This is a genomic window from Acinetobacter sp. RF14B, from assembly GCF_006864105.1.
Taxonomy (GTDB): Bacteria; Pseudomonadota; Gammaproteobacteria; order Pseudomonadales; family Moraxellaceae; genus Acinetobacter; species Acinetobacter lwoffii_C.
Map to the genome: position 1 here is coordinate 1 of NZ_SMTB01000084.1, position 12857 is coordinate 12857.

The following is a 12857-nucleotide window of genomic DNA, read 5'->3' on the forward strand; positions in this document are numbered from 1 at the left end:
CCGCCTTGGCCGGTGCCGAATAGCCATGAATCTCGTCAAAACGGCCATGTAGCTGTGCCAGCTCCGTATCAGAAAGCTGTTCAGGCTGTGCCAGCTGCTGCTGGATATGCCAGTATTCTTCATCTCCTGACAGCACAAAATCAATGGCTGGCATGTCCAGCGCTTTAATTTCTTGTGCCATATGCGCTACGGTCCATATTGATGGACGGCTCAGTGAACCTTCATCAGCCCCCAGCTCTCCGAGTAGCGCGGCAAATAGGGTGGACTTGCCTGCGCCATTGACTCCGGTTAAACCAATTTTCCAGCTAGGATGCAGCTGCATGGACGCTTTTTGAAATAATACTCGCCCACCACGGCGTAAGGAAACTTGGTCAAACTGAATCATTGAACTTACTAACACGGGCAAAAAATAATAGCGCTATTCTAATAGAAAGCTCGCTGAAAACAAAAAAGACTTCCATCGCAATTTGCAGATGACCTGTCTTTTAAAAACTTTAAATTTGGTTATGATAGAAGTAATTAGAGTAATTACTCTAATTTTTTAAAAATAATAGATTGCTGCTTATTTTAATGAACGGATTACAGCGAGTTCAATAAAAATGAAAAAACAATTTTTGATTTTATCGCTCATGACAATACTGGCCTCAACTGCTTCTGCCACGCCGCAGCAAGTTTGCGTATTTGATCTGCTTGGAAAGTCGGGCGAATCTTACAAGCTGATCGAAGAATGGGCGCTGGCCAGTAAACAGTGGGGGGCGGGCGTTCAGCTACGTGGCTATCAGGATGAAGCCAAAGTGGATCAGGACGTTAAATCTGGAAAATGCGATGCGTTTTACATGACCTCCATGCGCGCCCGAACCTATAACAAGTTTGCCGGTTCGATTGATGCGCTAGGTGGTGTACCGAGCAATGATATTGCAATGAAGGCCATCAGTTATGTACTGGACAAGCGTAATAGCAAACGGCTTGTCAGCCAAAATGGCAAGGAGAAATTTGAAGTCGCAGGCATTGGCCAGATTGGACCGGCCTATATTTTTGTCCGTGACCGCAGCATGAATCAGCTGGAACATATCAAAGATAAAAAGTTTGCGGTGCTGCACTATGATCATGCCCAAACCAGCATGGTCAAACGTATTGAAGCCATTCCGGTGAAATCGGATATTTCTAATTTTATCCGTAAATTTAATCAGGGGGAAGTCGATATCGTGGCTGCGCCGGCTTATGCCTTTAAACCCTTGGAAATGTCCAAAGGTTTGGGCAGCAAAGGAGCGATGATTAACTTTCCCGTGGTTAATGTCACAGCAGACCTGATTATCCGTCCGGAAAAATTTCCGCCTCAATTTGCGGCTCAATCTCGGGAATGGTTTATCAAGCAGCTGCCGCGCAGTTTTGCTATGGTAAAACGTATGGAAGCGGAGATTCCGAGCAAATATATTCTGAACCTGAGCCGGGAGGAGCAGCTGAATTATCAAAAGATTCTTCGTGACGGCCGTATGGATCTGACCAGGCAGGGGATTTATGACCCGATGATGATGACCGTGCTCAAGCGGGCGCGCTGTACGGTGGAAAGAACCAATTTTGAGTGTTCAATTGGTGGTGAATAAAAACAGTATGTTTTATTTTGTAATTGTCTTGTCGGGGATATAAAAATATAGATGAATTTATATAATATAAGTATTTGAAATTAAATAACTTAAATGGGTAATAAAAAAATATATGCATGAAAAGATATATAAATTTCCTGAAATGATATGCCATATTTGAGTAATTGCTCTATTTTTTTAATAAACTTGCTAAGATTTATGATGTGTATGGACACTCAGTTAACAACAAGATTTCAAAAGGATGAATAGAATGAAAAAAGCAGTTTTATCGTTGGTTGCACTTTCTGCATTTGGTTTTGCGGGTACGGCTGCTGCGGAAAAAGTGGATGTGTGTATCTTTGACTTACTGGGTAAGTCTGGAGAGTCTTATCAGATGGCACAGGAATGGGCACTGGCTGCAAAAGGCTGGGGTGCTGAGGTGAATCTGATTGCACGTCAGGACGAGGCCGTTGCGGATAATGACTTTAAGGCAGGAAAATGTGATGCTGTATTTATGACTGCGATGCGTGCCCGTCAATATAATAAATTTGCTGGCTCCATTGATGCCTTGGGCGGTGCTCCAAGCAATACCATTGCCCAGCGTGCCATTACTTTTGCGCTCGACAAACGTAATGCAGCTAAAATGGTCAGTAATCTGGGGGGCAAAAAATATGAAATAGCCGGTATCGCCCCACTCGGTTCAGCGTTTATTTTCGTGCGTGATAAAAATATTAATTCGATTGAAAAAGCGGCCGGTAAAAAATTCGCCGTCTTGGGCTATGACGATGCCCAGAAAATCATGGTTCAGCGTGTTGGGGCTCAAGCTGTTATTTCAGATGTGTCCAACTTTGTGGCGAAATTCAACAATGGCCAGGTCGACATGGTCGGTGCGCCGGCTTATGCCTATAAGCCGCTGGAGATTTATAAGGGCCTGGGCAGTAATGGTGCTATGTTTAACTTCCCGGTCTTGCAGGTAAGTGCAGATTTAGTGATTCGTCCAGAGAAATTCCCGGCCGGCTTTGGCCAGAAATCCCGTGACTGGTTTGTGAAAAATCTGCCAAAAAGTATCGCAATGATTAACCGTCTGGAAGCCGGTATTCCGGCAAAATACAAAATGAACCTCAGCGCAGAAGACAAAACCAAGTATCAAAGACTGTTACGCGATGGACGTATGGATATGACCAAGCGGGGTATTTATGATGCTGGCATGATGTCTGTTCTGAAACGTGCACGCTGCTCTATAGATAAGGCCAACTTTGAATGTTCATTATCGGGTGAATAATCTGCTTCTGGAAGAAAAAAAGCTTAGATTCGTCTAGGCTTTTTTTGTAGCATCGCCGTCAGTTATACGATTGCAGATTATTAAAAAATCGTTAGACTGAAGAGGAGACACCCCACATGTTCCTCTAAAAACAAGAACATGCAATATGAAAAAATAAAAACAATCTGATAAGGAAAATAGCAGAATGAAAAAAGGATGGAAGGCGCTCATGCTGGGTACGGCCCTGCTCGGGATTTCGGGACTGACGCAGGCCAAACAGGTAGTATGTGTATTTGACCTGGTCGGTAAAAATGGCGATGTATATAGCCTGATGAAAGACTATCAGCTGGCTGCTAAAAACTGGGGAGGCGATATTGAGCTGCGCGTGAATACCAATGAGGCCGTGGTGGCCGAAGACTTTAAAGCGGGTAAATGTGATGCAATCAGTGTTACCGGAATGCGTGGCCGCCAGTTTAATAATTTCACTGGTTCTCTGGATGCAATTGGTGCCATCACTGACCTGAAGCTGGCCGTTAAAGTCATGCAGGGGCTGGCCAGCCCGACCTTTGCCAAGCATATGCTACAGGGGAAACATGAAATTGCCGGCGTGATTCCGGTCGGGGACGCTTATCTGCTGGTCAATGATCGCAGTATCAATACCGTGGCCAAAGCAGCAGGTAAAAAAATTGCGGTACTGAGCTATGATGAAGCACAGAAAATTATGGTACAGCAGGTCGGTGCACAAGCCGTAAGTGCTGAAATCAGCAACTTTGCCAGCATGTTTAATAATGGTCAAGTCGATATTATTGGAGCACCAGCTGCTGCTTTTAAGCCACTTGAGCTGCATAAAGGCCTAGGAAATAAAGGTGCAATCGTCAATTACCCAATTTTGCAGGTGACTGGCAATATTATTATTCGCCCGGACAAATTTCCGGCAGGGTATGGACAAAAATCACGTGAATGGGTCAAGGGCCAGTTGCCGCGTGCTTTTGGTATTTTAGGTAAAATGAAGGCGGATATTCCGCAAAAATACTGGATGGATATTCCTGCTGCTGACAAGCCGGGCTATCAGAAAATGATGCGTGATGCCCGAATTGACCTGACCAAGCGCGGGATTTATGACAAACGCATGATGAAATTGCTCTGGCAGTTCCGCTGTAAGCAGAACCCAAAAAATTTCGAATGTGCCTTACAGGATGAGAACTATAAATAATCCTGATAAAATAAGTCAGATTTGACTTTTAATCTCAAGAGACTGACCATATATTGAGTGTTATACTTGAAATATGGTCTTTTCTTTTTAAAGACATACTATTCAATAGAGGATCTGCCATGAATGCTCAAGCGCTTGTGCTCACCGACAATGCCGCAAATAAAGTACGCCAGTTGCGTGACAGTGAAGGTAACCAAGACTTAATGCTCCGTGTTTATGTCACTGGTGGCGGCTGTTCAGGCTTTTCTTATGGCTTTAACTTTGCAGATAGCCAGAATGAAGATGATGCAGAATTTGTAAATGGCGACGTAAAAGTTCTGGTGGATGCGCTCAGCTATCAGTATCTGGTAGGTTCGGTCGTGGATTATATCGAAGGTCTGGAAGGATCACGCTTTGTGGTACAAAACCCGAATGCAACCACAACCTGTGGCTGTGGTTCTTCATTCTCGATCTAAGTTTCGTAATGACAAAAAAAGTCCTCATCAAGAGGACTTTTTTAAACCCGCTTAAACCTAGTTTTCTAGCTTGACCGCTTCCAGCAGATCGAAAATAACTGAAGTGACATCCTGGCTGAGGTCACGGTTATTAAAAATCTCATAAGCACTGATGGTAATATCAGTATCGCTAGGTAATAGTCGCTGTTCTTCTTCAATGAGATCATTGATCGGTAAAATGGTCTGTTTGATTTCCAGATGTAGAATATCTTTGTATTCCAGATTCTCATCATCCAGTTCAATTAACTGTTCATTAAAATAAGGTAATAAGATCGAATGGAGATAAGGTTGAAGTTCCTTGATATCGAAAATTTCAATATCACGGGTTTCATCAATTGTACTAATGTGATCCTTTACTTCAATTAAAATATGGTAGTAACTCACACGAATCTCCAGAGATGGCTTAAAACACTATACTAGCCTTCACCATAGCATGAAATGCCTTTATCTGCTGCTTAATTGTCCATCTGCCGATAAATATATCCACTGGCTCAGCCAGATTAACGGCGATAGAGCAGGGTTTTATCGCTAGGTCGCAGTCGAAAATCCTACCGTGTTTGCTAACCCAAAACCGGATACTTCCGGGCTTTCGAACCATGAGGAGGCAGAAGTCCCAAAGCATGGCCCAGTCCATGTCCCAGGGTCAGCCGTCCAACATCTTGTGCTTCCAACTGATAAATTTGCATCTGGTTGGCCGTAAATACGCCTTTATGAAATTCGCGTGGAGGAGAATGCTGCTGGGCGTGCAGAATATTTTGCTGCTGTAAGCCGTTTTGATGGGCAGGCAGTTGCAGGTTAAAGTCAGTCTGCTGTTGCTGCTGCAAAGACGGGTATTCTTACTGAAAACGGGCTGTCTGTGCTTCTAGATCTTGAAACTCTGTCGCAATTTTTTCACGTTCATGTTCAGATGAATCAGGCTGATTTTTGCGTTATGACAATACCTGAAACTCCGTTTCAATCTGGCTTTTCTGACTGATCAGATGGTATTGCTGAGCGTCAAAATAGCTTTGTGAGGCGGTTAAACTGTTCTATTGATGCAGATAGCTGACTTCACCTGCCAGAACCTGCTGTTCTGCTTGCTTGAAAGCATCCTGCTCTGGCGAGCAATGATAGGGATTAGCTGGATTCAATGCAAACGGGTATCGAGGGAGTGAGTTAGCCGCTCACTAAGCGAGTTATAGGGTAATGGTGGATGGGATTGGCGCGGTGTACATAGCCTGCAATACTGAGTCTCCTGCCTAAAATACTTAGAAAATCAGAATAGGTCTTTGATTTTAAAACTATTTTTTGTACATAATCTAGCTGACTATTTTAATTTTTCCAAAAGAACTGCAATTTGAAAGGAATAGCAGCCACAAATCTGGTTTTACCTATCTGCCTTTAAGTCTTCGCAGACACTCAACGGACGAGCTAAAAAATATGATCAATAAGGACATTTTCTTTTTATAAAATGCAGGGAATAAAAAAACCGCGCTTGCGCGCGGTTTTTTTAGGTATCAGCTGACAAATTATTTTTTGTCGTCTTTTACTTCAGTGAACTCAGCATCTACAACGCCATCGTCCGCTTTTTGTGATTGACCAGCCTCACCACCCTGGAATGCATTCGGGTCGAAACCTTGTGCACCACCTTGGCCTTGAGCTGCTTCATAAGCACGTTGCGTGATCGGCATGATGATGTTTTGCAGCGCTTCAGTTTTCGCCTTGATCTCTTCTACATCATTTTCACGCGTAGCCGTTTCAAGCTCTGAAACCGCTGTTTCTACCGCAGTTTTCTCATCGGCAGTCACTTGTTCGCCCAGATCTTTCACTGCTTTTTGAGCAGAAGAAACCAGTGCATCTGCTTCGTTACGTGCTTTGGCAAGCTCTTCAAACTTACGGTCTTCTTCTGCATTCGCTTCCGCATCCTTGATCATCGCTTCAATTTCAGCATCGCTCAAACCTGAGTTTGCTTTAATTTGAATTGATTGCTCTTTACCTGTGCTCTTGTCTTTTGCAGATACTTTCAAGATACCGTCAGCGTTAATGTCAAACGATACTTCAATTTGCGGCACACCACGTGGCGCTGGTGGAATGTCGCCTAACTGGAAGTTACCCAACAATTTGTTTTGTTGAGCCATTTTACGTTCACCTTGGTAAACCGAAATGTCCACAGCAGGCTGGTTATCCGCAGCAGTAGAGAATACTTGAGATTTTTTCGCCGGAATGGTGGTGTTTTTCTCGATGATTGGAGTTAACACACCGCCCATGGTCTCAATACCCAGTGTCAACGGAGTGACGTCAAGCAGCAGAACGTCAGTCTTGTCACCTGAAAGCACGGCACCTTGAATCGCTGCACCCATTGCAACTGCTTCATCCGGGTTCACGTCTTTACGTGGTTCACGGCCAAAGAATTCCTGTACTTTTTGTTGTACAAGTGGCATACGCGACTGACCACCTACCAAAATCACATCAGAAATATCAGAAGCTGACAGACCGGCATCTTTCAGTGCGATACGGCAAGGCTCAATCGTACGATCAACCAGATCAGCTACCAGACCTTCTAGTTTTGCACGGGTAATATTGATGACCAAGTGCTTAGGACCAGTCGCATCAGCCGTGATATATGGCAGGTTGATCTCAGTTGCGTTAGAAGAAGAAAGCTCGATTTTGGCTTTTTCTGCTGCTTCTTTCAGACGTTGTAATGCCAGTGGATCATTTTTCAGATTCACGTTTTGTTCTTTCTTGAACTCTTCAACCAGATAGTCGATCAGGGTATTGTCGAAGTCTTCACCACCCAGGAATGTATCACCATTGGTCGACAATACTTCGATTTGCTGGTCACCATCCAGGTCGGCAATTTCAATAATTGAAACGTCGAAAGTACCGCCACCCAAGTCATAGACAGCCACTTTACGGTCGCCTTCTTTCTTGTCCATACCGAATGCTAAGGCAGCTGCCGTTGGTTCGTTGATGATACGCTTCACATCTAAACCAGCAATTTTACCGGCATCTTTCGTTGCTTGACGTTGTGCATCGTTAAAATAAGCAGGCACGGTTACCACAGCTTCAGTCACTGTTTCACCTAAATAATCTTCCGCAGTTTTCTTCATTTTTTTCAGAACTTCTGCAGAGATTTGCTGTGGAGCAAGTTTCTTATCGTTTACTTCAACCCAAGCATCGCCATTGTCTGCTTTAATGATTTTATAAGGTACAAGACCGATATCTTTTTGTACGGCCTGATCTTCATAACGACGACCAATCAGACGCTTGATTGCGAACAGGGTATTTTTCGGGTTAGTTACCGCCTGACGTTTTGCAGACTGACCTACCAGAATTTCGCCATCTTTATACGCAATAATAGATGGAGTGGTACGCGCACCTTCCGCGTTTTCAATTACTTTAACTTTGTCGCCTTCAAGTACAGCTACGCAAGAGTTAGTTGTACCTAAGTCAATACCAATGATTTTAGCCATTTGGAGGTTTCCTCAATAATTTTTTTGTGATTTACACTTGTTATCCGATATGAGAGCCATTCAAATTTTTTCAAGTTAATTTTTAGAAAAAATTTCACAAACTCCCGAAATACTTAGCTTTAGGCGCCAACCATGACCATTGCTGGACGTAATAAACGACTATTCAGCGTATAGCCTTTTTGCAGCACATTGCCAATTTCATTGGTTTTGGCATTTGGATCGATACCCACTGCCTGATGCAGGTCTGCATTAAAGCCATTAGCGGTATCCACCACCACCACACCAAATTTTTCCAAAGTTGTCAGTAAAGATTTTAGGGTAAGCTCAACTCCTTCAGAAAAAGCAGTCTTTTCCTCGCCCACTGCGGCAATTGCGCGTTCAAGGTTATCAACGGTTTCCAGTAGCTCTTTGGCAAATTTTTCCAGCACCGTATCTTTATGCTTTTCAGATTCGCGTTGAATCCGTTCCACACTTTTTTGTGCTTCATAGACTGCATTGGCCGTACGGGCTTTTTCTAGTTTCAGATCGCCTTCAAGCTGGGCAATTTTCTCTTCTAAAGCTTCAACGGAAACCTCCGCCTGCTCAGTATCTGCTTGAGTTTGTACTGTGTCTTGTTCCACTTGCTCTTGCTCAAGTTCTTGAGCCTGCTGGTTTTGCTCAGTTGCCATTGATTTACTCCGTTTAAATGGGTTTTTAAACATGTACAGTCCTTTGGGCATCAGTGTTAACCAAGTTAATGCTGAACTGCCATGATTGAAATACTGAATTACTTTAGAAATAGGGGCAGGCCCAAAAAATTCAAGCGTAAGTACGGATTAATTTTAGGATTTATAGCAAAGTCTGAAAAATTCATAAAAGTCGTACAGCTTTTATCGTCTATTGGCTCTTGAGTACCGCTCAGCGCCAAGAATAAAAACACCGTAGTTCATCCTTAAGTTTAAGTTATTTTTAACAAACCCGAGGTTTTTTAAACAATTGTAGACTTTAGTCGAATGATGTGGGCTTAAATCCAGATTTTCTATGCATTGCCTCATTAAAAATTCTATTGCTCAATCGTAATCTTAGATGAAGAGGATAAATTTTATCTGTTTCCAATAGGCTGAAGGAAAATGTATGATTGCCTTGTCAATAGTGACTTTACTCCGAAGAGAGGGCCGAATAAAGTCACTTTTAGCTATAGATTATAGCTGGCTGTTTTAATTAAAAAACTACTCAAGCTCGGTTTTTAGTTTGCTGGTTTTTTATACTTAAAAAAGATTAATAACCAATCAATAAAGTATTTCACAATTCCGCCTTAAATGAATAGGATCTAACTCAGATTTTACCGCTGTAGTTTCTTGTTTTTCTGGCTTATCTATCTCTGGATAAGCCTTTTTTTCGCCTGTTTTAAACTGCATAGCTGATATTGAGTTTTTTGGCTCGAATACTCAATCGCGGCGATGCCCGCGGTGAGGCTGCTGTTGCGGGCGATGGCGATCATTCCAGCTTCGATGCCCAGAATGGGTCTGCTGTGCTTTTTTACGTTGCTGCTCAGCTGCCTGGCGACGTTTGCGTTGCGCTTCAGTCTGTTTCTGACGTTGTGCTGATATACTTTTGCGCTGCTGTTTCAGATCCTGTTGCTGTTCCTGCTCCCAATGACGGTGTCGAACCTCTTGTCTGCGCCGCTCCATTTCCAGACGCTTGCGTTGCTGTTCATATTGCCAACGCTGCCGGTTATAACGATGATCCTGATCATAGTGATAGTCATAATCACGCCCATCATAACGGCCGTCATAATGGTCATTTTCCGGAAATGCCACACAACCTACAGCTAAAAATGCAGTTGCAAGAGCTAGCGTGATTACTTTAGTGGCCATAGGCTTCCTTCTTTAAAATACAATTAAGCTCGCAAAAAACATCAAAAATCTTAAGAAAATTGTCAATGACATCTTTTATAAAGCAGGTTAGCGTATTGCATAGAACCTCTGTGTACCTAGATATTAAGGTTTCTATAACAGAATGGTCACTAAACTTCTGATCATGTAGAAAATATGAAGAATTAAGAGAAAAAGGGGCAGAAAAGCATGAATCAAACTCACCCGGTAATGAAATATGTACAAGAAAAGGGACAAGGATTCGGCGCACGGATGCTGAACCATATGCCTGGTATGGCACAGGAGGCTCTAGCCAAGGCATTGGACTATCCTTATATCTATCCGGATCTGGACTCATTTGTTAAATGTTTAATGGCTATTCAGCTCAAGCAGGGAAAGTCCAGTTTTATTCATGAGGATGTAGCTAAGGCACGAGTCGATTTTATTCAGCAGATGAAAGCGATTCAGGGCAAGCCGACTCCACTGAAAATGGTTGAAGATATCCGTCTGCCCTTACATAGCGGAACCATTATGGCTCGGCACTATCATCCTGCGCCGCAGAAAAAGCTGCCTATGATCATGTTTTATCATGGTGGCGCCTTTATGGTCGGCAGTCTGGATACCCATGACGAGTTCTGCCGTTTACTGGCTGTGCATGCCAAAGTACAGGTACTCAGTGTGGCCTATCCTTTAACCCCGGAATATAGCCCGCTACAAATCGTGCAGGTCTGTGAAGATGCACTGGCCTGGGCACATCAGAACAGTAAAACTCTCAAAATCTATAAAAACCGGATCGCGGTTGCGGGGGATAGTGCCGGCGGTAATCTGGCAACTGTTGTAGCACAGCACAGTGTTGGCAAGAGCTATGCAGCACGGGCGCAATTACTATTATATCCCGTGCTCGATTTCAAGAGCCGTCATCCTTCTTTTTATGCCTATAAAGAGGGGCTGGTCTTGTCTGAAGAGGATGTTAATCTGGTTAGCCGACTATATGTGGAAAACCACCAGATGGCGCTTGATGATCCACTGGTCTCACCGACTTATGGTAATTTAAAACAGCTGCCGCCGACTTATGTTATTACCGCACAGCATGATCTATTACATGATGAAGCCTCTATTTATGCTCATAAACTGCGCCAGCATGGTGTGCGGGTCTATCATAAAAACTATGTCGATCAGACGCATGGGTTTATTAATTTAAGCCCGATTTCTAAACGGGCCAAAAAATATGTGATCGAGATCGCTCGGGATTTTCGAAAATTTTGGGATAAACGCAATTAGGCTGGGCCAATTTTAAAAGATGTTTGCTAAAACACCTTTTATATTTTGAGATCATTATTCTGCTTATGAATACTGTTTATTTGGAAGAGATTTGAGCTTCAGGGAAAATTAAATTAAATTTCGGGATATAAAAGCTTTGTAAATATTTGGCTTTGGAAAAGTCGGGAAAAATATCTCCGGTATTATGCCATTCTACCTGTGAAACTTTGCTGAGATAACCGCGGAACTGAGGGCTAAAGTCAAAACGCTGCCCTTCCCAGGCCTGCTGGATTTTCAGCATTGAGGCAGGGATATGATGACTATTTATATAGAACTGGCGCGGTGAGCGGGTTTTGCGAATAGAGAGGCTCATCTGGTGACCTTGGTGGCTGATACGGCAAATCGTGTCCTGATGATGCTCCTCCCACTCAAATTCAGCATATTCTTTAGGAATCCCCCATAAAGCCTGACCATGTGCTACAGATTCATGAGTAGATACATAGATTTTGGGAATGGAGCTTAAGCGCCGCTTACTAATTAAAGGATGATCTAAAATCAGCAGCTCATCATAAGGACCCACCGGTGAACTCTGGTAACGTATTAAGAGGACCTGAACAACGCGGCCCAATGCTGAAGGCGCAACTCGAAACGCTTTGGCCTGCTGGATAAAACTGGGCGTCAGCCAGTAATTTAAAATAAAACCTTCACCTTGCAAATGCCAAGGTGGGAACTGATTGATATTTTGTTCCTGTGCAAATGCGTAATTCATTATTATTCTCTTGTATTTGATTGGCAGACAACTGCTATTATTGGACATAAAAGCTTAATATATCGTCATTCCTCAGCGGATCTATATAAAGGATGAGTTAAAAAATGTTAAAAAAATCATTATCTGCCATCGCACTAGCTGCCATTAGCTTACCGGGCTTTGCTGCAAATACCCTGATTGAGATGCAGACTTCATCTGGCAATATCGAAATTGAACTCTTTAATGACAAGGCACCGATCTCAAGCAAAAACTTTGAAGACTATGTCAAAAGCAACTTTTATACCGGTACCATTTTTCACCGTGTGATTCCTGGCTTTATGATTCAGGGTGGTGGTTTCGATGCAGCGATGCAAGAAAAGCCAAATGCTAAAGCGGCGATTAAAAATGAATCCTATAATGGTTTGCAAAATAAACGCGGTAGCTTGGCTATGGCACGTACCAATCAGCCTGACTCTGCAAAAGCTCAGTTCTTTATAAACTTGGTTGATAATAGCTTTCTGGATCGTTCAGCCATGAATGCAGGCTATGCGGTGTTTGGGCGGGTAACGAAGGGTATGGAAATTGTAGATAAAATTGCCAAAGTCCCGACCCGTAATTATGGAATGCATCAGAATGTACCAGTTACAGCAGTACAAATTAAAAGTGTGACGATTAAAACACCAAGCGTGAACAAATAACTATAAAACTAAATAGAAATATTTTGTTCATATTTTTTGTTTAATATTATAAGTTTATGTAAATATTGGTGGGAAAGTGAACCAATTTGGTGCATAAAAATAAAACAGTCGTGAATCTTGTGAGTTAAAAGCACTTGCACGTGTAAGAAATTGCCCTATAATGAGCCTCATACCGACGAGATAGCCGGAACGAACGAAGCGCGAAGCGTTGAGTTGTTTAGGATTGTCGAAGTCCAGCATCTAATACTGACGAGGTATTAGAAAGATCATTAAGAGATTATGAAGAACAACTTGT

General features: G+C 42.9%; 13 protein-coding genes. 6 read left to right on the forward strand and 7 right to left on the reverse strand.

The features are described from left to right. The coding region (locus tag E2K52_RS11415) for an ATP-binding cassette domain-containing protein (protein ID WP_151205212.1) at positions 1–385 on the reverse strand (385 nt) is incomplete at its 3' end. A 214-nt stretch (positions 386–599) separates the two neighbouring features. Here E2K52_RS11415 and E2K52_RS11420 point away from each other — a divergent pair. The 4 genes from E2K52_RS11420 (at position 600) to erpA (ending at position 4512) form a co-directional block, all read left to right on the forward strand. Then, positions 600–1604, forward strand: coding sequence for a putative solute-binding protein (locus E2K52_RS11420; RefSeq protein WP_151205213.1), 1005 nt, complete (start codon positions 600–602; stop codon positions 1602–1604). Positions 1605–1854: 250 nt separating this feature from the next. After that, positions 1855–2865, forward strand: coding sequence for a putative solute-binding protein (locus E2K52_RS11425; protein WP_151205214.1), 1011 nt, complete (start codon positions 1855–1857; stop codon positions 2863–2865). A 208-nt stretch (positions 2866–3073) separates the two neighbouring features. Continuing rightward, the gene (locus tag E2K52_RS11430; protein WP_161981137.1) at positions 3074–4057 is read left to right on the forward strand and encodes a putative solute-binding protein; all 984 of its coding nucleotides are present in this window, start codon (positions 3074–3076) and stop codon (positions 4055–4057) included. 119 nt (positions 4058–4176) lie between these two features. After that, positions 4177–4512, forward strand: coding sequence for an iron-sulfur cluster insertion protein ErpA (erpA, locus tag E2K52_RS11435; protein WP_151205216.1), 336 nt, complete (start codon positions 4177–4179; stop codon positions 4510–4512). Between the two features lie 57 nt (positions 4513–4569). Here the strand turns inward: erpA and E2K52_RS11440 are convergent, their stop codons facing one another. The 5 genes from E2K52_RS11440 to E2K52_RS11460 all read right to left on the reverse strand — a co-directional run bounded on the left by E2K52_RS11440 (position 4570) and on the right by E2K52_RS11460 (position 9859). Then, a complete protein-coding gene (locus tag E2K52_RS11440) occupies positions 4570–4947 on the reverse strand; it encodes a hypothetical protein (protein ID WP_171478851.1) in 378 nt (125 codons plus the stop codon). A 164-nt stretch (positions 4948–5111) separates the two neighbouring features. Beyond that, positions 5112–5375 carry a hypothetical protein gene (locus E2K52_RS11445; RefSeq protein WP_151205218.1) on the reverse strand — a complete coding sequence of 88 codons (264 nt, stop codon included), beginning with the start codon at positions 5373–5375 and terminating at the stop codon, positions 5112–5114. Between the two features lie 684 nt (positions 5376–6059). Then, positions 6060–8003 (reverse strand): molecular chaperone DnaK, encoded by a 1944-nt coding sequence (gene dnaK / locus E2K52_RS11450; protein WP_151205219.1) that lies wholly within the window; start codon positions 8001–8003, stop codon positions 6060–6062. Positions 8004–8122: 119 nt separating this feature from the next. Next, on the reverse strand, positions 8123–8671 hold the full coding sequence (gene grpE, locus E2K52_RS11455; protein WP_151205220.1) for a nucleotide exchange factor GrpE: 549 nt from the start codon (positions 8669–8671) through the stop codon (positions 8123–8125). Between the two features lie 759 nt (positions 8672–9430). Then, positions 9431–9859, reverse strand: a complete 429-nt coding sequence (locus E2K52_RS11460; protein ID WP_151205221.1) for a hypothetical protein — start codon at positions 9857–9859, stop codon at positions 9431–9433. 207 nt (positions 9860–10066) lie between these two features. Here E2K52_RS11460 and E2K52_RS11465 point away from each other — a divergent pair, with 207 nt between their 5' ends. Beyond that, positions 10067–11137, forward strand: coding sequence for an alpha/beta hydrolase (locus E2K52_RS11465; RefSeq protein WP_151205222.1), 1071 nt, complete (start codon positions 10067–10069; stop codon positions 11135–11137). A 76-nt stretch (positions 11138–11213) separates the two neighbouring features. Here the strand turns inward: E2K52_RS11465 and E2K52_RS11470 are convergent, their stop codons facing one another. Next, positions 11214–11885: an acetoacetate decarboxylase family protein gene (locus E2K52_RS11470; protein ID WP_151205223.1), complete on the reverse strand. Its 672-nt coding sequence runs from the start codon at positions 11883–11885 to the stop codon at positions 11214–11216. A gap of 104 nt (positions 11886–11989) precedes the next feature. On the opposite strand from E2K52_RS11470, the gene E2K52_RS11475 reads away from it, so the two are divergent. Then, on the forward strand, positions 11990–12562 hold the full coding sequence (locus E2K52_RS11475; RefSeq protein WP_151205224.1) for a peptidylprolyl isomerase: 573 nt from the start codon (positions 11990–11992) through the stop codon (positions 12560–12562). Positions 12563–12857: the final 295 nt, after the last annotated feature.